This window comes from Hydrogenophaga sp. (assembly GCF_018780385.1).
GTDB lineage: Bacteria > Pseudomonadota > Gammaproteobacteria > Burkholderiales > Burkholderiaceae_C > Hydrogenophaga.
The window spans coordinates 29,644-51,073 of sequence record NZ_JADMJO010000038.1; the positions used below are offsets into that span (position 1 = coordinate 29,644).

The 21,430-nt window shown below is 56.0% G+C and carries 18 protein-coding genes; 14 read left to right on the top strand and 4 right to left on the bottom strand.

The features are described from left to right. Window positions 1-8 precede the first annotated feature (8 nt). The 13 genes from IV113_RS14210 (at window position 9) to IV113_RS14270 (ending at window position 15,841) form a co-directional block, all read left to right on the top strand. Entirely contained in the window at window positions 9-1,481 is a 1,473-nt protein-coding gene (locus IV113_RS14210; protein ID WP_291086253.1) for an MBOAT family protein, read from the top strand. Window positions 1,482-1,506: 25 nt separating this feature from the next. Then, the gene (locus IV113_RS14215; protein WP_291086255.1) at window positions 1,507-2,565 is read left to right on the top strand and encodes a hypothetical protein; all 1,059 of its coding nucleotides are present in this window, start codon (window positions 1,507-1,509) and stop codon (window positions 2,563-2,565) included. 1 nt (window position 2,566) lies between these two features. After that, window positions 2,567-3,787 carry a UDP-N-acetyl-D-mannosamine dehydrogenase gene (wecC, locus tag IV113_RS14220; RefSeq protein ID WP_291086257.1) on the top strand — a complete coding sequence of 407 codons (1,221 nt, stop codon included), beginning with the start codon at window positions 2,567-2,569 and terminating at the stop codon, window positions 3,785-3,787. 107 nt (window positions 3,788-3,894) lie between these two features. Then, window positions 3,895-5,184, top strand: coding sequence for an O-antigen ligase family protein (locus IV113_RS14225; RefSeq protein ID WP_291086259.1), 1,290 nt, complete (start codon window positions 3,895-3,897; stop codon window positions 5,182-5,184). After that, window positions 5,174-6,763: a GMC family oxidoreductase gene (locus tag IV113_RS14230; protein WP_291086261.1), complete on the top strand. Its 1,590-nt coding sequence runs from the start codon at window positions 5,174-5,176 to the stop codon at window positions 6,761-6,763. The genes IV113_RS14225 and IV113_RS14230 overlap by 11 nt, the downstream gene beginning before the upstream one ends. Further along, window positions 6,760-7,095, top strand: a complete 336-nt coding sequence (locus tag IV113_RS14235) for a hypothetical protein (protein WP_291086263.1) — start codon at window positions 6,760-6,762, stop codon at window positions 7,093-7,095. Before IV113_RS14230 ends, IV113_RS14235 begins: the two co-directional genes overlap by 4 nt. Window positions 7,096-7,121: 26 nt before the next feature. After that, window positions 7,122-7,835 (top strand): class I SAM-dependent methyltransferase, encoded by a 714-nt coding sequence (locus IV113_RS14240; RefSeq protein ID WP_291086265.1) that lies wholly within the window; start codon window positions 7,122-7,124, stop codon window positions 7,833-7,835. 35 nt (window positions 7,836-7,870) lie between these two features. Next, window positions 7,871-10,078, top strand: coding sequence for a polysaccharide deacetylase family protein (locus IV113_RS14245; protein ID WP_291086267.1), 2,208 nt, complete (start codon window positions 7,871-7,873; stop codon window positions 10,076-10,078). Between the two features lie 73 nt (window positions 10,079-10,151). Then, a complete protein-coding gene (locus tag IV113_RS14250; protein WP_291086269.1) occupies window positions 10,152-11,648 on the top strand; it encodes a lipopolysaccharide biosynthesis protein in 1,497 nt (498 codons plus the stop codon). A 143-nt stretch (window positions 11,649-11,791) separates the two neighbouring features. Next, window positions 11,792-12,361: a class I SAM-dependent methyltransferase gene (locus IV113_RS14255; RefSeq protein WP_291086271.1), complete on the top strand. Its 570-nt coding sequence runs from the start codon at window positions 11,792-11,794 to the stop codon at window positions 12,359-12,361. Beyond that, a complete protein-coding gene (locus IV113_RS14260) occupies window positions 12,358-13,362 on the top strand; it encodes a glycosyltransferase (protein ID WP_291086273.1) in 1,005 nt (334 codons plus the stop codon). Before IV113_RS14255 ends, IV113_RS14260 begins: the two co-directional genes overlap by 4 nt. A gap of 354 nt (window positions 13,363-13,716) precedes the next feature. Beyond that, the gene (locus IV113_RS14265) at window positions 13,717-14,691 is read left to right on the top strand and encodes a glycosyltransferase (protein WP_291086275.1); all 975 of its coding nucleotides are present in this window, start codon (window positions 13,717-13,719) and stop codon (window positions 14,689-14,691) included. Between the two features lie 61 nt (window positions 14,692-14,752). Further along, window positions 14,753-15,841 carry a glycosyltransferase gene (locus IV113_RS14270; protein ID WP_291086277.1) on the top strand — a complete coding sequence of 363 codons (1,089 nt, stop codon included), beginning with the start codon at window positions 14,753-14,755 and terminating at the stop codon, window positions 15,839-15,841. A gap of 20 nt (window positions 15,842-15,861) precedes the next feature. Here the strand turns inward: IV113_RS14270 and IV113_RS14275 are convergent, their stop codons facing one another. The 3 genes from IV113_RS14275 to IV113_RS14285 form a co-directional block, all read right to left on the bottom strand. After that, window positions 15,862-17,016: a glycosyltransferase family 4 protein gene (locus tag IV113_RS14275; RefSeq protein ID WP_291086278.1), complete on the bottom strand. Its 1,155-nt coding sequence runs from the start codon at window positions 17,014-17,016 to the stop codon at window positions 15,862-15,864. A gap of 19 nt (window positions 17,017-17,035) precedes the next feature. Next, window positions 17,036-18,205, bottom strand: coding sequence for a TIGR03088 family PEP-CTERM/XrtA system glycosyltransferase (locus IV113_RS14280; protein ID WP_291086280.1), 1,170 nt, complete (start codon window positions 18,203-18,205; stop codon window positions 17,036-17,038). Window positions 18,206-18,290: 85 nt separating this feature from the next. Then, complete coding sequence (locus tag IV113_RS14285; protein WP_291086282.1) at window positions 18,291-19,430, bottom strand: VanZ family protein; 1,140 nt, start codon at window positions 19,428-19,430, stop codon at window positions 18,291-18,293. A gap of 169 nt (window positions 19,431-19,599) precedes the next feature. On the opposite strand from IV113_RS14285, the gene IV113_RS14290 reads away from it, so the two are divergent. Next, window positions 19,600-20,652, top strand: coding sequence for a GNAT family N-acetyltransferase (locus IV113_RS14290; RefSeq protein ID WP_291086284.1), 1,053 nt, complete (start codon window positions 19,600-19,602; stop codon window positions 20,650-20,652). Window positions 20,653-20,673: 21 nt separating this feature from the next. Here IV113_RS14290 and IV113_RS14295 read toward each other — a convergent pair whose 3' ends face one another. Then, a complete protein-coding gene (locus IV113_RS14295) occupies window positions 20,674-21,408 on the bottom strand; it encodes a GNAT family N-acyltransferase (protein WP_291086286.1) in 735 nt (244 codons plus the stop codon). Between the last annotated feature and the right edge of the window lie 22 nt (window positions 21,409-21,430).

The window sequence follows — 21,430 nt, forward strand, 5'->3', positions numbered from 1 at the left end:
CCAGGCCCATGCTGTTCACGTCCGCTCTTTTTGCCTGGGTGTACCTGCCCGTCGTGCTGGCCGGCTTTTTCGTCATCGGAAGATGGTCGGAGCGGGGCGCGGCACTGTGGCTTTTCCTCGCCTCGTTGGTGTTCTATGCAGCTTGGATACCCGAGTTCACGCTGTTGCTGTTGGTCTCGATCACATTCAACCATGTGGTTGGGCAGCGCATCGGCGCGCAGCGGTCAAAAGCGTGGCTCACCTTCGGCGTGGCCACCAACCTGCTGTTGCTGGCCTACTTCAAGTACGCGGGTTTTCTGCTGTCCAACATCAATGCGCTGGCGGGCACCGAGTGGAGCCTGGGTCAGATCGTGCTGCCCATCGGCATCTCGTTCTTTACCTTCACCCAGATCGCCTTTCTGGTGGATTCGTACGCCAAGGGCGTGCGTGAACCGAGCTTTGTGCACTACGGCCTGTTCGTGACCTACTTTCCGCACCTCGTGGCCGGACCGGTGCTCCATCACGCGCAGATGATGCCGCAGTTCGCGCGCGCGGAAACCTACCGCTTCAACTTCACCAACCTCGGCATCGGGCTGGGCATCTTTGCGCTCGGTTTGTTCAAAAAAGTGGTTCTGGCCGATGGCGTGAGTCCGTACGCCGATGCCGTGTTTGATGGAGCAGAGGAGGGCAGCGCCCCCACCACCGAGGAAGCCTGGCTGGGGGCGCTGGCCTACACATTGCAGCTGTATTTCGATTTTTCCGGCTACTCCGACATGGCTGTTGGCCTGTCCTGGATGCTCAACATCCGCCTGCCGTTCAACTTCAATTCTCCGTACCTGGCCACCAACATCAGCGAGTTCTGGCGGCGCTGGCACATGTCCCTCTCCGCGTTCCTGCGCGACTATCTCTACATCGCCCTGGGCGGCAACCGGCGGGGAGACGTGCGCCGGTACGCCAACCTGCTGACCACGATGATCCTGGGCGGGCTCTGGCACGGCGCGAGCTGGTCTTTTGTGCTGTGGGGCACGCTGCACGGCCTCTATCTCGTGATCCAACAGGTTTGGTCCAGGCTGCGCGGCACCAGCGACATCCCTCGCGCTCAGCCATCGGGTGCCAGATCCGTGGCCTTCAAGGTGCTGTCCTGGGCGCTCACCATGTTGTGCGTGATGTTCGCCTGGGTGCTGTTCCGCTCGCCGTCACTGGACGGAGCTCTTTCCATTTACGCGGCCATGTTGAACGTGGTGCAAGTTGAATCGGGCACCGTGCTGTGGAACGCCGGTCTGAATGCGACAACAGGTTGGTGGTTTTGCGTCGTCCTGACCGGCGTGGCGCTCTGGCCCAGAAACAGCAACGAGTTGGGCGTCAGCCTGCGGGCCTTGGTCCAGGGGCGAGAGGCACGGGTGGCTTTTGTGGCCGGTGCCAGCCTCACCTTGATTGCCCTGTTGATCCTGCTTAACAACAGCCGCGGCGTGGCGGGCGCCTTCATCTACTTCAATTTCTAACGTGATCAAACGCATACTGCTCCTGTTGTCTGGTGTTCTGGCCGTGATCGTTGCGGCCGAACTGGTCTTGCGCGTCTTGCCGGTGTCCACCGCCACCCGCACCGACTACCACCTCACGCCCAACCTGCTCACCTACCCACCTCACCACGAATGGACCATGGCCACGGGCTGGGATCTGCGCAATGTGCAGCACATGCGCAGCAACAACATGGGGTTCGCGGCCGAGCACGATTTTGTCTCGGGCAGCGACGCAGTGGGCTTGATCGGTGACAGCTATGTCGAAGCGTCCATGCTGCCTCCGGCCGACCGACCCGCGGCCCAGTTGGGTCGGGCTCTGGGTGGGCGGTTGGTCTACGCCATGGGTGGTCCAGGCTCTTCTCTGCTGGACTACGCCGAGCGCATCGAATGGGCCTATCAGACGCTGGGGCTGCGAACTTTCGTCGTGCTGATGGAGCATGTGGACGCCAGCCAGGCATTGTGCGGCTCCGGCAACGTGCATGCACGTTGCCTGCTGCCCGACACCTTGGAGCCTGCCCTGCGCCGGCGCCCTCCATCCAGCCCTCTCAAGGACGTGTTGCGCGAGTCGGCACTCGCCCAATACGTCAACAGCCAACTCAAGTTCAGCGCATCGCGTCTGACGTCGACCGATTTCTGGGGAACGGGGGCGCCTTCCGAAGCTGCCAAGCCGAACATGGACCCGGCGGCGACTGCGGCTTCAACGGCCCCAGCGCCTCTCGAGCCAGAACAAAAGAAGGTGGTTGACGCGGCAGTGAACGAGTTCTTTCGGCAATTCGAGACCATGAAAGACATTCGTGTGGTGTTTGTCATCGACATGAAACGACGCAACCTCGAAACTGGCGGTAACAAACCCGACGAGGGCTACCATCTGGCCCAACGTTTGCTCGAGCGAGGGCAATTGGTCGTGCGGGGAGAGCCCCTGTATCGCGAGCACCAGCGTCGGTCGACCCTGCGTCTGGACATGGGACCGCACGACACGCACCTCAACGGGATTGGCGTCAAGCTGCTCATGGACGCAGCCGCCGAAGTCCTGAAACAGAATTCAAACAACGCGAAAGAGAACTGAAATGGCAAGAGAACTGCAAAAGATCGTCGTCATGGGCCTGGGCTACATCGGTCTGCCCACCGCCTCCATGTTGGCAACAAAGGGGCACCAGGTGCTGGGTGTGGACGTCAACGCCAAGGCGGTGGACACCATCAACTCGGGGCGCATCCACATCGTCGAGCCCGACCTTGACATCCTCGTTCGCTCCGCCGTCAACAGCGGCAACCTGCGCGCATCGCTCACGCCCGAAGAAGGCGACACCTTCATCCTGGCCGTGCCCACGCCGTTCAAGGAAGAGGGCGGCAACCCCAAGGCGCCCGACCTGAGCTACGTGGAAGCCGCCACGCGGGCCATCGTGCCCTACCTGCGCGAAGACAACCTGGTGATTCTTGAGTCCACTTCCCCAGTGGGCACCACCGAAGTGATCGAAAAGATCATCGCCACCGAGCGCCCCGAACTCGCGGGCAAGGTGCACACGGCCCATTGCCCTGAGCGTGTGCTGCCGGGCCACATCCTGCGTGAGTTGGTTGACAACGACCGCATCATCGGTGGCACCACCAAGGCTGCCATTGCCAAGGCAAGGACGCTTTACAAAACCTTCTGCAATGGCGCGATCCTGGAAACAGACAGCCGCACGGCCGAGTTGTCCAAGCTCGTCGAAAACTCGTTTCGCGACGTGAACATTGCTTTCGCCAACGAGCTCTCCATCATTTGCGACCGCTTGGGTATCAACGTATGGGAAACCATCGCTCTGGCCAACCGCCACCCCCGCGTCAACATCCTGCAACCCGGGCCAGGCGTGGGCGGGCATTGCATTGCGGTGGATCCTTGGTTCATCGTGTCTAGCGCCCCTGAAGAGGCGCGCCTCATCCGCACGGCGCGGGAGGTCAACGACTCCAAGCCACATTGGGTGATTGAAAAGGTGCGTGCCAAGGCACAGCGTTTCAAGGATCCTGTCATCGGTGCCCTGGGCCTCACCTTCAAAGCCAACATCGATGACATGCGCGAGTCGCCGTCCATGGACATCGTCGAGCACCTGCTCAAATCTGGCATCGGCAAGGTCATGGCCTGCGATCCAAATGTCGCCAAGGACAAGGTCTCGTTTCCCCTGTACGACCTGAAGGATGTGCTCAAGGAAGCCGACATCCTGCTGCTGCTGGTGGACCATTCCGAATTCACTGCCATTGATCCGCAGGTCATCAAGGACAAGGTCGTGATTGACACCAAGGGCGTGCTGCGATAGCCCAAAAGGCGATTCATTTCAACGTTCAAGGTGGACAATTTTTAAAAGAGTGTTGAATGTACAAATCGACGATTGACAAGCTTGCCCATTTCCGGGAAAGGTGAGCAGTGTCTGTTTTTGCGCTGACCTTCCTCGTTGCATACATATCGCTACTGATCATGGCGGTTGTCTCCCGGCCGTTTTATGGCTTATGTGCCTATCTGATGGCTTTTTATCTTCACCCCCCCGTCAGATGGTGGGGAGAGGATCTGCCTGACTGGCGTTGGTCTCTGACGGCCGCTGTCATTACATTGCTTTCAATTGCAATCAAGAACAAAGGCCGATTTGAGGGATTTCGATTTGTAGAAACCAAGGTGTTTCTCGTGTTCGCAATCTTTGTCTGGATACAGTTGTTGTGGGCTTTGAATGTCAAGATCCATTTGCAATATGCCGAACAAGTGATCAATTTCCTGGTCTTGATATTCTTGATTCAAGGATCTGTTCGAGATGAAAATGATTTGCGTGCATTTGTCATTATTGCGATGATCGGTTGTAGTTATTTTGGATATTTGGGAATGACCCGATTGGGTGGCGGTCGATTGAATGGGATTGGAGGGCCTTCCATTGAATCTGCCAATCAAATGTCGCAGCATGTGGCGGCAATCTTGTTTGCCGGGGCCTACTTGATGTTGGCAAAGCACAGGCGATTCTGGCACTATTTGCTGCTTGGCTTGTTGTTGGCGGTGCTTGTCAAAACCATTGTGATGGCGGGCAGTCGAGGTGTGTATGTCGCTATTGGACTCACCGGAGTCCTGATGCTGCTCTTCAGCCCGAAAAGGATACGTCGAAAGCTCTATATACTTGCCGGAATTTCAATTGTTCTGGCATCGATCGAGTTTGGAGGTGCGCTGTTCAATCGATTTGATACGGTTGCACTGGATGAATACGGTGAAGTGGTGGATTTGAGTGCAAGATCACGGATATATATCGCTGAAGCACAGTTGATCATGTTCAAGGATGCATTCCTGTTGGGTCACGGACACCAAGGCACCTTGATCCTGAGTCCCACCTATATCCCCGAGGAATTTCTTACCACCATTACAACTTCGGAACAGGCCGGGCGTGCTTCACACAATTTTGTGATGTCGCTTTTGGTGGACCACGGATTGATTGGAGCAGGTTTGTATCTTTTCATCATAATACGTTGTTTGATGCACTTGCCCAAGTTGATAAAAATGGATGTGCGGGAAGACCAGCAAACGCTCCATCTGTTGGTGATCGGACTTTGCATGGGATTGCTGTGTCTGATGCTCGCAGGCATGACTTCTGACCATAAGAATGCGGAAACTGCCATCTGGTTCTTTGCATTAATACCATTCTATATGTCGAAATTGAAGGAAAAATTGAATGTTAATTGATGGTGCATCAGCCCGAGATCGCATGAGATTGAAGGCGGATATCTGCATCATTGGTGCAGGCGTCGCTGGAATTACGTTGGCAAACGAGCTGAAGGCCCATTCCCTCAAAGTCGTTGTTCTGGAATCCGGTGGTGATTCGTATGATGAAAAAATTCAAGAGTTGAATGAAGCAGAGAAGGCTGATGGCCTTCATCCGGATCCTCTGTATTCGAGGTTGAGAGTGTTGGGAGGAACCAGTAACCACTGGTTGAACAACGCTATACCATTTTCAAAGATTGATTTTGAAAAACGTGCCTGGATTGAAAACAGTGGATGGCCCATCTCTTATGGCGATGTCGAAAAGTACTATCCAAAAGCCGGAGAGTATTGCGGTGTTGATGCCGATGGTTACGATCCTGAATATTGGTTGAAACGGTTGGGGCTGGAATCACCCTTTAGTCGCTCGGGAATCATTCAAACAAAGATTGCGAAGGCAGCAAGACCCCCCACACGGTTCTTTCAGAAATACGGACCGGATCTCGAGCGTTCTGACCGGATTGACATCTACAAACATGCCAGTCTGGTGGATGTGGTCTTCGACAAAAAGACCAAGCAGATCCGTGAAGCATCATTCACCTCAGACGGGAAGATCGTTCACAGCATTGTTGCTGATACCTTCATTCTTTGCATGGGTGGAATCGAAAATGCAAGGATGCTTCTTCATTTCAACATGAAATATGAGAATGCGCTCGGCAATCAGCACGACAATGTCGGTCGCTATTTTATGGACCACCCAACTGTCAGGCCTGCGTCGGTGTTTACCACGTCGCCTGAACTGGCGAAGGATCGATCTGCATCATTGGGTGAACGAAATATCGGCTTGAATTTTGAGTATTCGGAAGGCACACTCCGCGATCACAAAATTACAAATGCCAAATTGTTCTTCTTCAATTCCAATAATTATGATTTGTCTGACGGGATTTCTTCCTTTCATATCCTTAAAGACAATCTGATCAAAGGTGAGTTGCCAGACGATGCATTTACCCATTTGAGCAATTTGATTTTCGATATTGATATGGTCGCAGAGGCCATTTCGAGAAAGTCGTTCAACAAAAGGATATTTCCTCACGCAGAAGACCTTGCGGGATTTGGGGTTCACGTCATGATGGAGCAGACCCCCAGTCGAAACAACAGGGTCAAGCTTGGGCAGGCGAAAGATCGTTTGGGTTTGCGAAAAGTGTTGATTGATTGGACACTCGAACAGCGAGACATTGACATGATGTGGTCGGGTCTCCTGTTGCTGGGAAAGGAATTCGGATTGCATTCACTGGGCAGACTCCGGCTTCTGAAGGAACAGTCAGAGCGAATGTTTGCGGACCAGATGGGTTTTGGTCATCACCATATGGGCACCACACGAATGGCTGCGGACGAGAGAACCGGTGTTGTAGACCGCAATCAGTTGGTTTTCGGCACGGCCAATTTGTACGTGGCAGGCAGCTCGGTGTTCACCACCGGTAGCCATGTTCCCCCGACATTGACGATTGTGGCGCTGTCACTGAGATTGGCAGATCATCTGGCGATGAAAAGGGCAAAACGATGACATCGAGACGCGAATTGATTCTTTTGGCGTTGGGATTGAGCTGCTCAGTTTTTGCTTCACCATCGCTGGGCGACTCGAACGGTGGTCCCTTTGTGCAAAGCTGCCTGGATCCCAAGTGCGGCAAGGTATTCCTGCATTGGTCCAAACACGAAAAACTCGATCCCGTTAAGTATCTCGAGTCATGTGTCGACATGAATGACTTCATCAGTATTTCCGACCGAATACATGAAGACTTTGTGCAAGGCAATATTTATGTGTACGACGGCTTGGTGGCAAGTCGGACAGAAATTGCCTTGCTGGCGAGCTTGGGTAAAGAGCTTCTACTGTCCTAATTCGACAACCGTTCGAGAGCATCAAGATGACAGCTTTGGCCGAAAAATTTCTTAAACATTTTTACTCTGCGAAAACGCACCCTTACCGCACATTCGAGGAAAGAGTTTCGGAACTCCTTCAGCCTTCCGCTACCTTGCTCGACGCAGGATGTGGACGGGGCATGCCAGTGCTGAGAAAGTATTTGAATCAGGGCAGCCGCCTCATTGGGGTGGAGATGGTTGAGTTTGTGGATGTACCTGCGGGCATTGAGGCCTTCAATTCCGATCTGGCTCATATTCCGCTGCCAGATGAGTGCGTCGATTTGATCATGTCTCGAAGCGTTTTTGAGCATTTAGAGGATCCCGCTGCAGTTTATCAGGAGTTTTATCGCATTCTGCGCCCGGGTGGGCAGGTGGTATTTTTAACTGCAAATATGTGGGACTATGCGACACTGATTGCCAAAATGATTCCCAATCGATTTCATGCACGCATAGTGAAAGCGGTCGAAGGACGGCCTGAGGAAGATACATTTCCGATTGCTTACCGTACCAATACCCGAGCAGATGTGCATCGCTTGTCGGCGCAGTCCGGCTTGCAAGTGAAGTCTTTTGCTTATTTGAATCAATATCCCAACTACTTGATGTTCAATGGTGCCTTGTTCTTGCTGGGTGTTGCATATGAACGGATAACAAGTCGATTCAATTTCCTGCAATTTTTGCGCGGCTGGATACTTGTAACGTTGAAGAAGCCAAAGGCATAGATGGTTGCTCGGTGCGCGACAACGAATAGGACCCCATGCTCAAACTGATCTCGCGCGGGAAGTTGACGACCCTGGTGTTTCACAAGGTTCCCGTCACGCGGCATCCCCTGAGTCCGGCCGAACTCGATCTGGACGATTTCACGGCCGTGTTGCACGCTACCCTGCGCCGCTTTCGCATTCTTCCGTTGGAAGATGCATTGATCGCGCTCAGAGCTGGGAATCTTCCTGACAATGCCGCTTGCATCACCTTCGATGATGGTTATCCGGATTGGCGGATGGCTGTTGTTCCTGTGTTGGAACGACTCGGAGTTCATGCCACTTTTTTTGTGACTTCAGGCCAATACGTCGCCGGACTGCCCATGTGGAATGAGCGGATATTGCACGCGGTTGCAGCGGCTCCTCCGGGCACCGATACGCTTCTTTTGAAAGATGCCGGTTTGGATGGCATGGGCTTTGATACTGTTGCACAGCGACAGCACACCATCCGCCAACTGGATGCATTTTTGAAGTACCAGGACCCAGAGACCAAAGAGCGCCTACTCGTGGAACTCGAGAATCATACAGGAACAACGCGTGTCAATGCGCCGTCCATGGAGGTGGCTGATTTGCGCGATCTGCATGCACGTGGTTTTGGAATTGGCGGACACTCGGTGACCCACCCCATCTTGAGCCGCTGCACGGAGCGCCAAGCCTATGAAGAAATTGCTGGTGCGCGCGAACAGCTGGAATCGTTGATCAGGGGAAAGGTTGTTGCATTTGCCTATCCCAATGGTGCACCCGGCAAGGATTTTGGCCCCGAGCATATCGAGATGGTACGCCGTGCCGGATACCGGTATGCATTCACTACGTTGCGAGGCGTCGCTTCTGCCGGCACTTCTCCTCTTCAAATCCCGCGCTTTACGCCATGGGGTCCCAGCCAAGGGAGAATGTTTCTGCAGTTTGCTCGCAATCTTATGCGCCGTGCGCCAATGCTCGAGGAGGAAGCCTCGCAGCACAAGCAGGCCTTGATGGTTGCCTTTCATTTCCCACCTCAGGCTGGCAGCAGTGGCATTCTGCGCACGCTCAATTTTGTGAAGTATTTACCGCAGCAAGGTTGGGATACTTCCGTTGTGGCGGTCACACCGCGCGCATTTGAAGATGTGCGAAACGATCTGGTTTCATCGATACCCTCACAGACTCGAATTGTCAGAGCCGGGGCACTGGATGCCGCGCGCCATATGTCTATCAAAGGGAAGTATCCGCGAGTCTTTGCGCTGCCAGATCGTTGGTCCAGTTGGTGGTTGCCAGCTGTATGGGCCGGGATGCGCGAGATCCGACGCAAACGCCCTGACATCATCTGGAGCACGTATCCCATTTCCACGGCCCATCTCATCGGTGGCAGCTTGTCTCGCCTCAGCGGCATTCCCTGGGTGGCTGATTTTCGCGACCCCATGGTGAACCGAGACTACCCCGCCGACAAAACCCAGCGTCGCCTGTGGCAATGGCTGGAGGCCAACGTGTTGCGTCACGCGTCGGCTTGTGTGTTCACCACTGCGAGCGCCGCGCAGGAATACCAGCGACGCTACCCCGACCACGCCGCCAAATGCCATGTGATCGAAAACGGGTACGACGAAGAAGCTTTTGAACAGGTTGTGCCCTTGCGTGAGGGCGTTGCAGACGGCACGCTGCTCCTGTTGCACAGCGGCCTGATCTACCCCAAGGACCGCGATCCCTCAACCTTCTTTGCCGCCGTGTGCGAACTCATTGACGAAGGCCACCTGGATGCCCGGCGCCTTTGTATTCGTTTTCGGGCTCCACACCATGGCGAAGAAGTCATGGCGTGCGCCGAGCGCTACGGCTTGACCAATTGCGTTGAAGTCGGGCCACCGATTCCGTACCACCGTGCCATTGCGGAAATGACGGGGTCCGACCTGCTGCTCGTTTTTCAGGGCAGCAACTTCAACACGCAGATACCGGCCAAAATCTACGAGTACCTGCGGTCGGAGAGGCCCATCCTGGCCGTGGTCGACCCCGAGGGTGGAACCGCTGGCCAGTTGCGCAGATTCCATGGCGTTCACATTGCGGACATCCATTCGAAGGAGTCCATTCGCGAATCGCTCCTGGCCTCGCTGCACGCCAACGCAAGCCGTGAACAAGAGAACGCCCTCGCGCTCAACCGGCATTTGGTGCAGGCCTATTCACGAAGCTCGCAGACCGGTAGTCTGGGTCGATTGTTTGACCGCGTGTCGCGCGTTGCCCCGTGACTCACGATGCAGATTCCCGCTCCGTTTCGCCGCGGTGTTGCAGTGCATCCCCGAAACAGACCTGACCCAAGACATGACAGCACCACACGCCACCGGCAAACAGATTGCCAAGGGAGCCGCATGGCTCATGGGCTTCAAGCTGCTGGACAAAAGCATCGGGCTGATCAGCACGCTGGTGCTGGTGCGCCTGCTCACGCCCTCTGACTTCGGCCTGGTGGCCATGGCCATGGCTGTGGTGGCGTTGCTGGAGTTGATGGGCGCCTTCGGGTTCGATTCCGCCCTCATTCAGAGACAGGACACAGCCCGAAGCCACTTCGACACCGCATGGACCTTCAATGTGATCTTTGGTGCGGCTATTGCTGTTTTTCTGGTGGTCATGGCCGTGCCAGCGGCGAACTTTTATCGCGAACCCCGTCTGGAACTGATGCTGCCCGCGCTGGCCATCGGTGCTTTGGTCGGAGGGTTCGAAAACATAGGCACGGTGGCCTTTCGCAAGGAACTGAACTTCCGCATGGAATTCACCTTCTTGCTTGCCAAGCGCTGCGTGGTGTTTGTGGTGGTCTTGGTACTGGCCTTCACCTTGCGCAGTTTCTGGGCGCTGATCTTCGCCACCATCGTTGGCAAGTTCATGAACGTGCTGATCAGCTACGCACTGCACCCCTACCGCCCACGATTCTCCCTGGCTGCACGGGGTGACCTGTTCAATTTCTCCAAGTGGTTGTTCATCTCAAACCTGATTCAGTTTCTCAATAGTCGCTCAACAGATTTCATACTGGGGCGCACAGTTGGCAGCCATGGCCTGGGTGTATACAAGCTTGCGGCTGAAATTGCCGCTATGCCGTCAACCGAACTCATTGCTCCGCTGAATCGCGCGGTGTACCCTGCCTATGCGCAGCTCGCGCGAGCCAGGGAGAAACTGCTCGCTCGTTTCCTGGAGGTCTATGGCCTCATCAGTTTCATCGCGTTTCCGGTTGCCGTGGGGCTGTTCTGTCTGTCCGATCTGGTCGTTGACCTTCTGTTGGGGTCCCAGTGGACTGACGCTGTTCCAATCATGCAGATACTAGGTCTGTGCGGTCTGGTGGGCGCGTTGCAAGGTAATATGTACGTCGTGATGTCTGCGATGGGCAAGCCCAAAGCCAATACGCTCTTGGGCGCGGTTTTATTGGTTCTTACCTTGCCAGCCCTTGTGTTCTTCAGTGTGCAATTCGGTGCGTTGGGTGCTGCATATGTGCAACTCATCTCCGCCGTGGTGGGTTTCTGCGGGATTGTGTGGGTGTTTACCGCGGTTACGGGCGCTGCCAAGGTTAGGTTGTTCGCCGTTATGTGGCGCCCAATGGCGTCGTCCTGTCTGATGTATCTGACACTTTGGGGTGCACAGTTTGTAGTCGGAATGCACGGGGCAGCGTTGATGAGTACCGTGCAATTGTTACTCCTGGTGTTTCTTGGAGTTGTTGTATATGCAATTACAATTCTCCTATTCTGGACGATATCAGGCCGTCCGAGAAGTACCGAATCGATACTCTTGGAATTAATACGCAGCAAAGTCTCCAGAATGTTGCCGATTTCTTGATGTGGGCAGCTCAAAAACGGTGTCGTATGCATTCAAATTAAGTTTTCATTTGGAAGGCATTTATGATTGATCCATTGTCAAACCGTCCACGTTACGTGGATAACAGTCGACCGCCACTCCTGAAACTTGTACCACATGATGTCGTGACAGTTCTAGATGTAGGCTGTAACGAAGGTGGTTTCGGCGCAGCTCTTAAAAACTCTAGATCAATGGAAGTTTGGGGTATTGAACCCGATACCAATAGTGCTGCAGAAGCGAGGCATAGACTTGATCACGTAGTGGAGGACATTTTTCACGCACGCAATCCTATCCCGGACAATTATTTTGACTTGATTACGTTCAATGATTCTTTGGAGCACATGCCTGATCCAGTTTTTGCGTTGGAGCTGGCAAGAAAAAAGTTGAAAGCTGGTGGGAGAATTTTGTGTTGTGTTCCCAATATGAGGCACATAGAATGTCTCGAGCATTTGCTATTTGAAAAAGATTGGCGTTATGAAGAAATTGGCATTCGCGATAGAACCCACTTGAGATTCTTTACGCGTAAAAGTGTTGAGCGCTTGTTTGTTGAAATGAATTTTTCCATCATCGATGTGAATTTCATCAATGATGAGTGGTGGGAGAAAGGACGGCTTCTCCGCAGGATACTATTCAGACTCTTTCCTGCATTTACGCATGATATGCGATTCAAGCAAGTTGTAGTTTTGGCTAAATGAAGCTCATTTCCGCCAGTGGAATTGTTGAAGAGGATGCCCGACCTCAGGTCGAAATTATCATTTGCACTTTTAATGGCGAGCGATACATTGCCGAACAGTTGGAGTCTATTTTTTCTCAAAATCGCAAGCCAGATTTAATTTCTATTTACGATGATGCGTCTACCGATGGAACACTTGCAGTCATACATAAAATAATCGGCCAAAATGCTCAGCAGGACATTGAAATTCGTATCGTCAGGAATGATGAAAATCTTGGATACGTGGGCAATTTTTCACAAGGAATTAAGGCGGCAAAAGCTGATATCCTTTTCCTTTGTGATCAAGATGATCGTTGGCAGTCAAATAAAATTCAAGTAGCATTGGATTTGCTTAATAAGACGCGCGCTGATCTGGTTTTTAGCGATGGCCGGTTGATTGGTGCTAATGGCGAGGAGATTCCGGGTGAATCTGTTTTGAATCGCTATGGATTGTCGGCTATAGATGTTTTGGAATTTTCAAACCATGCCATTGTTCGATTGGCTTGCAGAAACTACATCAACGGGGCTGCTATGGCAATCAGGCGTGAGGCTGCTTTGTCAGCAATGCCCGTCCCCGCTGGCCTTCCTCACGATTATTGGTTGGCTGTTTGGTGTGCGCTTCATGCTGGAATAGATGTGTCCCCCAAGTGCTTGTATGATTATCGCCAACATTCTAACAATGTTATTGGTGTAGGATTGAATAAATGGTATTACGTTTGGTATGGAATTTTGCGCTCACCCAGCACTCCGCGGCTGATTGAATATGCAAGATATATAGAGTTGGTTCCTCGCGTCAGTGCACTCAAAGACGCTACTGTTTTTGTTGAAAAGCTTCAGTGGTTGGACGCCTGTGTTGTTCAAACGCGGAGATTGCCTCGGCTTTGGTCGATTTTGACTTCGACGTGGTCCGGGCAATATCGGCGTTTTGGCACCCGCTATTCACTGGTGCGAGATCTGATTGCTGTCCTGGTGGTATCTAGATAGGAGTTGTCCGTTTTTTCGGTGTAAGAGTGCTGTGTTTTCGCGTGGGACCATCGGGGAATTGCAATCATGTGATAGTTCACGATTGCAGATTTGATGTGTAGTGCTTGTCATTGGCTCGCGCCACGCCTGACAGGTTCGCCTCTTGAGCATGGTCCCCGTTGCGTGCTGGGCATGAGCTGAGCATTTATCCCGGTCCATCTGTGAGGATGTTCACGAATGAGGCCTTGCGCCATGCGCCGGTGGGGTGTCCTCATGATTGAATACCCCATGGGGTTCAATCGATTGACCAGCTGGGCAGCATTCTGTTTGCGCACTCGGGTCGTGGTTGGATGCACACCAACCACAACATCGCTCATGAAATCTCCTCAGGCCAACCCACGAGTCAGCGTCATTGCGCTTTGCTTCAATCACGCCCGCTTTGTGGTGGAATGTCTTGAAAGCATCAGGGCACAAACCTTTCAGGATTTTGATCTGGTCATCATGGATGACTGTTCGTCCGACGATTCAGTTGCGCTCATCACCGACTGGATCACCCGCACTGGAACACAGTGCACGTTTGTCGCCCACAGAGTGAACGCAGGCGTTTGCCAGACCCAGAACGAGGCGATTGCGCTCGGCAAAGGGCAGTTCCTGTGCGTGATCGCAGCCGATGACAGATGGCGTCCCGATCGGATTGAAAGCCACTTGAAAGCTTTTGCAAACTTGCCGCCAGATGTGGCACTGGTCTACTCTGATACGGCGCAGATCGACGAGCATGGCAACGCGCTTCCCGAAACGTTTCTCGAGGAGCAGCGTCCCGGTTTCAGATTGCCTTCGGGTCGGGTTTTTGAAGAGTTGGTCAACAGAAACTTTGTGCATCCTGTTTCTTCGACGATGCGCCGTGACGCAGTCTCCAAGGTCGGGGGATACGACACCCGGCTGACGATCGAAGACTACGACATGTGGTTGAGACTGGCCAATGAGTACCAGTTTGTACACGTCGAAGGCATCTACTCAGACTACCGAATCGTCTCCACCTCGTTGACTCGAACTTTGTGGGTGGCGCCCAGCGCGCGATTTGTCTATGGTCAGTTCTTGTTGCGAGAGAAGTGGATTCCCAGTGGACTTCTGAATGCCCGTCAGCGCAAGATCTGGAGTGACCATCAGTCCGAGTTCGCATACTGGTTGTACTTCCATGGTGATCCACGAGCGACCCGCTGTTTGTGGACAGCTGCTTTGCGGACCAAGCGACCTCGGTTCTTCGCGCTGGCCACGCTCTCCTCGCTGGGACTGCACCGCTCGCGCGCCAAGCGCGTCGCATCCGCACTGGGGCTCGTCAGGGATAATTGAAGATTGCAGGTGTTGGCCGATCACCAACGCACCGATTTTTTGATTTCAAGTACCGAGCGCAATGCTGCAATCCTCGATTCGAGTCGGCTTCGTGTTGCTGTCAAACACGCAAAACGCCATCCCCAGCACCCGCATCGTCGTGCTCAACATGCTTCCCTATTTGCGGGCAGCGGGCTTCGATCCACACATTGTTTTTGAACCGCCCACCAGCACCATGACGCCTGACGTGTCAGGCTTGGCTGAGAAGATCAAGGCTGGAAATTTCAAGGTTGTGGTGTTGCAGAAGGTGTTTGGCGACAGCGTGTTGGCGTTGGCTCGCGATCTGAGGCATGCGGGTGTCAAGACCGTTTTCGCAGTTTGCGACTTCGTGAATCCGGCCATGTGCGACGCCACGGACACAACAGTGGTTGTGACGGACTATCTCAAGAGCCTGTATCCGGCGGAGCTGCAGGACAAGGTGCACGTGGTTCACGACGGCGTGGAGCGGCCGCAAATCCAAAAGACTGATTGGGGCACTCGAACAGGTTCGAAAGCCGCTCCTTTGAATGCCGTGCTGGTCACTTCTGCAGCCTTGGACCGGCTCCCCGTGTTGGTGGATCCACCGAGCTGGCTCAAGGTCACCATCGTGGGTCGCTACCCGCCCAAAGAGTCTGTATGGCGGCGTTGGCAGCAGCACAGATGGCAAATGGCTGTCAAGACGGGCATGGGCGAGCGATCGCAATACCTGCGGTTCCTCGTGAATCGCCGCATCTCGCTTGAAGCTTGGGGAGCCGACTCGGTGTACGACGCCATGCAACGGGCGGACATTGGCATCATTCCCATCGAAGTGGGAGGCGTGCTCGACTCCACGGGAGCGTGGAAGGTGAAATCCGAAAACCGGCTCACATTGAAAATGGCGATGGGGCTGCCCGTGGTGGCCACACCCATTCCCGCTTATGACCCGGTGATCGAGCAGGGGGTGAACGGGTTCTTGGCGCGCAGCCCGGGTGAATGGCTGCAGCACCTGTCTGCGCTACGTGATCCAGCCCTGCGCCAGAGCGTAGGGCAGCAAGCTCGGCAAACGGCGCTCGAACGCTATTCGATGGATCGGCAAGCAGAAAAGCTGATCGCTGTTTTTAAAGGCTTGGTGGGCAGGGCCCAGGAAGCTTAGCCCCTCGAACGCATTGCCACTCATTGCTTTGTTGCCTTTTGCGGCCCAACTGCAGGCCGCTGAAGACCGAACTCGCGGTCGTAAGTATCCAGTAGCGTTTGCGCCATGGCATTCACGCTGTAGAGATCCTTGTACTTGGCATGACCGGCGCGGCCCATGGTGTCGCGATGCTGGCTGGCGTGCGCCACTCGGTCCATGGCCGCAGCCAGCAGTCGAGCGTCGTTCGGTGGCACCAGATAGCCTTCCACACCTTCGTTGATCACTTCGGGAATCGCTCCCACATTCGTGGCCACCACAGGCAGGCTCGCTGCCATGGCTTCGAGCAATGACATGGGCAGACCTTCGGCAAGCGAGGGGAGCACGAAGGCGTCGGACCGCGCCAGCAGCTGTTGCTTGGCCTCGCCGACCACGGGGCCCAGCAGTGTGGCGCGTCCCGCCAAGCCACGGCGCTCGATCTCGGTGTTCAGCCACTGTGTGTAACCAGGCTCTCCTTCGTTGCCAGCCAATTGCACGCACCAGTCGGCCTGGGCCAGTTCCAGCGCATCCAGCAGCACGGGCACGCCTTTGAGGCGGCTCAAATTGCCCAGAAAGAGGAAGGTGGGGCGGTCGTTGGCTCCGCGTTGAGGCGCGCAGGTGGGTTCGGCCACGCCGTTTTGCAACACGGCGATGCGGCTGCCTGGCAACCGTTGCCCCAATCGCCCACGCCAGTCTTCCGACAAGGCGAGCACGAGATCGGCACGGCGCGCGATGCGCTGTGCGATGCGCAGCATGATGGGGTTGAGCCCGTCGAGAAAGGCGTCGAAAAGTCCACCATGCACGTGCAACACCACCCGGCAGCCGTGGCGGCGGGCCACGAAGGCGAGCAGGCCGTCGAGAAAGAAGGTGAAGCCGCTGCAGGTGTGGATATGGGCAATGGTTCCGGGTTGGCCGGCCAGCAGGGCGGACCAATCGCGCATCAACCGCAGGCGCGCCTGGATGCCTTGCAGCAGGGTACGGTTGACTGCCGTTTTCTTGCCCGTGTCGAACAGTGTCAGGTGGGTCTGGCTGGTCAATTGGGAGTTGCTGAGGGCTCCCACGACCGAGGCCATGCCGCCGATGGCCGGTGGCAGCGGGCCGCTCATGACCACACGATGTCGGCGGTCGATAGCGCTTTGGCTGGGGAATGAAGATGTCATGCCGGGTTTGCTGTGTGAATCAAGGCGCATGGCCTGCTCCTGCAGCGCCCACGGAGCGCGAACGGCCGAGGAACAGCGCTCGGTAGTGCTGCATGACCACGGAGAGGCTGTGACGTTGGCGAGCCGAGTTGAGGGCGGCGGCGGCTTGCACGCGGCCCGACCCCTGAAGTTGCTCGAGCAGTTGCGACTTCAGGTCCTCGACCTTTCCCGAAGGCACGAGACGACCGCACGCACCGTGCTCCAGCAACTCGGCATTGCCGCCCACATCGGTGACCACAATGGGCAGCCCCGTGGCCATGGCCTCTTGCAGGGTGCACGAGGTGCCTTCGGACAGCGATGGCAGCACGAAGCAGTCCAGCGAGCGCAGGATGTCTGCCACGTCGCTGCGCACGCCGGGCAGCCATGCCCGGTCTTCCAGGCCCGCGGAGCGCAAGCGCTCGCCGATCTCCCCCAGCAGGGGGCCATCGCCCACCATGGCCAGGCGCAAACGCTCGGTGCCGGCAACGCCGGACTGCGCCAGGCCGATGAACGCATCCACCAGCATCAAGGGATTCTTGATGTGCACCTGCCGCCCCACGGTGCCGATGACCCAATGCCGATCACGCTCGAAAGGGAAGCCGGGTGGTGTCGGATCTTGCGCCTGCGGTGGCCTGAACATGTGCGTGTCTACGCCGTTGGGAATGAGGTGCACGTGGGCTGGCGCCACGCCCAACTTGCGTTGCAAGTAGCCCTGCAGTGGCTTGGACACGGCAATGAACTCGTGCACGAAGGGTTTGTAGATCTTGCGCAAGGTGAGGTAGCGCGAGCCCTTGGTGTTGATCTCGCCCATGTCCATGCCGTGTTCGGCGTGCACCCGCAGGGGAACACCGGCCAGCGCCGCCATGGGCATGAACTCCAGAGCCGCCAGGTTGCAGGTGTGCACCACGGCGGGTTTGAGGCGGCGCAGCAGGCGATACGTCTTGGGATACAGGGCGAATGGCTGCCCTGGGGGCTTGTTCAGGCAGATGACGTCAACGTCCTTGCGCTCGATGCGCTGGACGAATTGAGGGTCCGCGTCGGTGACGGCCACCACGGTGTGCCGGAACTCACCGTGAGGCAGGTTGTTGATGAGCTGGACGACGACGTTCTCAAGCCCGCCGGTGGTGAAGCGGTAGATGAGGTGGACGACGTGGCGGGGGGGCATGGACATCAGTGCAGTATGTGGTTTTCGTAACGGGTCAATGCGCAGCGATTGTCGGACATCGACGGTCGCGGGTTTCTCGCCTCCAGACAATTCAGCGGGCACTCGAGAAGGTGGTCATCTCGTGTCGGACGACCATGGCGATGACATAGCCGATCAGCAAAGCGAACACGGGGTCAGTAACTTCTGCTGTACGTCCCTGCACCATGATCTGGAACGCTTCAATGACTGCAAGCCATGCGGCGCAGATGAGTGTTGAGGGCAGTGGTCGGGCGCCGCTTTTCTGCAGCAGGAAAATCAGGGCCGCGTACAGGTAGGTTTTTTCGAGCAGCACCAGAAAATTGGTACTCATGCTTCCACTGAGGAAGCCCGAGAAGGGAATCCACTGAAATGTGTTGAATGGTGTGGCGAATTCAAACGGTTGCAGTCCGGACAAAAGCAGCGTTGCCAACAACGCCAGGCTGAGACCGACGAGTGCATTGGGTCCGTTGAGCAACGGCATGGCCACGATGGCAAGTGCCAGCCCCACTGCGCTGTTCATGGAAATGCTGCCACCCACGAAGAACAACTGGCCGAAGTTGATGAGCACGGCCACCAGTACAAGCCACTGCGGCGCAATCCGTTCATTGCGCACATATTCGGAAATTTTGAAGAACACCAGCCATGCAACGGCCGTGTGGATGGCGCGGACCCCATTGAAATCCGACGTGGTCAACAGAGGCTTGATCGCATTTTTGATGTTTTGCAGATCCAGTGTGGGAACCCAGGGAAACCACCGGTATGCCAGCCAAAGCAGCAAAAGAGAGGTGGGGATCAGCGCCATGCGAATGCGTCGATCTGCCATGGTGGGGCGCAGGTGGACCAACGAGGAGCCGATGCCCAAGCCTATGATCAAGCCTAACCCGTTGATGAACGCGTCTCCTGCCGCGGCGTCCCGGCTTGGAAGCCAGATCTGGACAAACTGCAGTACAAATGCAAGCGCCATGCCCAGAACGAAGAGGGTGAAGATCACGGCACGTCGTTGTTTGTACGGCGCCGCAACCATCGCGGAAACAAGACCGTAGGGGATGAACAGAACAATGTTGCCGAACAGGTCGCCGCGATTGACGGGGATCGAGAAAGTCGAAAAAAGCGCGTGAATGTCTGACTGCAGGTCCGTGCTGGCCACGAAGTCGAACGGAAAGAGCGATCCGTAGCTGATCAGGATGGCAACGACCGTTAGGATGGAGCGCATATGGCAAAGATGTTGGTTTTTCCTGGAGACGCTACCGAGAAGGCCCCACCGCGGTTTGAAGCGCTCACCAGTGAAATCTTGAGGTGGCTCAATGTACTGGACGTGTCAGCCAACGCGGTGCCGATTCGCATTGGCAGCGGTTTTGTGGCCAATTGCAGAATGGAGTTAGATGGCCAAGCTCATCGCTCGTGACCACTTGAATCCGTCGCCAAAGGTGGCTGTCCTGGAGCCGGTTTCCGATGTGTTCCAGACCACAGCGTGGTTTGACAACCTTCTGTCTCAAGGCTTCCTCGCGCCGCCGCTTCACCATATCGTGCCGTGGCCGCGGGCAGATGGGGTCTGCTTTCATCTCATGCAGGCGCAGCCCCGTGGCGAGTTGCTCTCCCTGTCCAATTACTACAGTTGTTTGTACGGCCCACTGGAGCCTCATCGTCAACTCTCGCCGGAAGACTGGCGGACGTTGTGCGGGCAACTCAAGGGCTTGCCCGGGAGTTCGGTCATTCAGCTTCAGCCGCTGGATGCATCCAGCGCCTGGTTGGCCGCGTTTGAAGTGGCTTTGCACGCCCAAGGTTACTGGAGTGAGCGCTTTTTTTGCTTCGGCAACTGGTATCAGCCAGTTCCTGGGGATGGGTTTGCAGCCTACTGGGCAGAACGTCCCTCTCCTCTGCGGCACAGCGTGGAGCGCGGCCGTCGCCGATTGGACAAAGCGGGCACTTGGCGCATCGACATCGCCACCAGCGAGTTGGACGAACTGGAGGCGGCCATTGAGGCCTATGAAGCTGTCTATGCCCAGAGCTGGAAACAGCCCGAACCCTGCCCCGGTTTCATGCCGGGCCTGATCCGCACGGCGGCTCGCGAAGGCTGGCTGCGTCTGGGCGTGCTCCGGCTCAATGGGCGAGCCCTGGCCGCTCAGCTTTGGTTGGTCCATGGCGGTAAAGCCAACATCTACAAGCTGGCCTACGTGGAGGGGTTCGAGAAATTGTCGGCCGGGTCCGTGCTCACGGCGGCACTCATGCAGCATGTGATGGACATTGACCGGGTGGAGGAGGTCGACTATCTCAGTGGCGACGACGCTTACAAGGCCGACTGGATGGCCTCGCGTCGCGAGCGGGTGGGGTTGTTGGCCTGCGACTTGCGCCGGTGGCGCGGCTGGCTGGCCGCTGGGCGTCACGTGCTGGGCCGCTGGCGCCGTTCGTTGAAATCGATGTTGACGGCTGCCTGATCCAGCCGGGGAGAAAAGCGTTCAGGTTAGCGGAGCTGGCTCTTCGTTGGTGCTCAACTGCGTTTGCATGAACTGGAGAATGGTGGCCTCGCGCGTACCGAGCATCCGCTCCATTTCGGTGGCGCTGATGATGTAGACGCGCCGCGAGGGCTGGACGTTCGGGTTCATCGGGCCCACGGCCACGAAAGGAAACCCCAGCCGGGTCAAGAGCCGGCTGAAAAGGTTGTCCATGGCGGCCATGCAATAGTCAAGACCGGTCTGGCGGCACAGTTGATACACCTCGCGGTACATGCCCAACACCAACTCGGGTTGGTGATGCCGCACGCCATCGGTCTTGAGCGTCATCTCGCTCTCGGGGTCGCCTTGAATCGGTTTGCCTTCGTCGGAGTGACGGCGGCGGAAATGCGGTGTCACGGCCAGCCTCGATATTTCGCCGACCTTGTCCGAGGTGGCCCCGGCGTATGGCAATGGTCGATCGATCACATAGCGCTGCTCGACGTTCAGTCCGTGGTCGTTGGGCATGATGATCCGCATGAAGCCCGCCACCACGCCACTGGCCTTGTGGCGTGCGATGAAATGCCGGCTGTTGACGTCGTAGGGGTCCGTTTCGATGGGATGCCCGCGGCTGGAGAACATGCCGGGCGCGTCGACGCGGCCGAGCTCTTCGCAGAACACCAGGTACCGGGCTTCGAGATAGTCTTCGAAATCGGAAGTGCCTGGAATGACTTCGTAAAAGGAGAAGTACACGGTTTCCATTGCACGCCTCTGTGTGCCGATC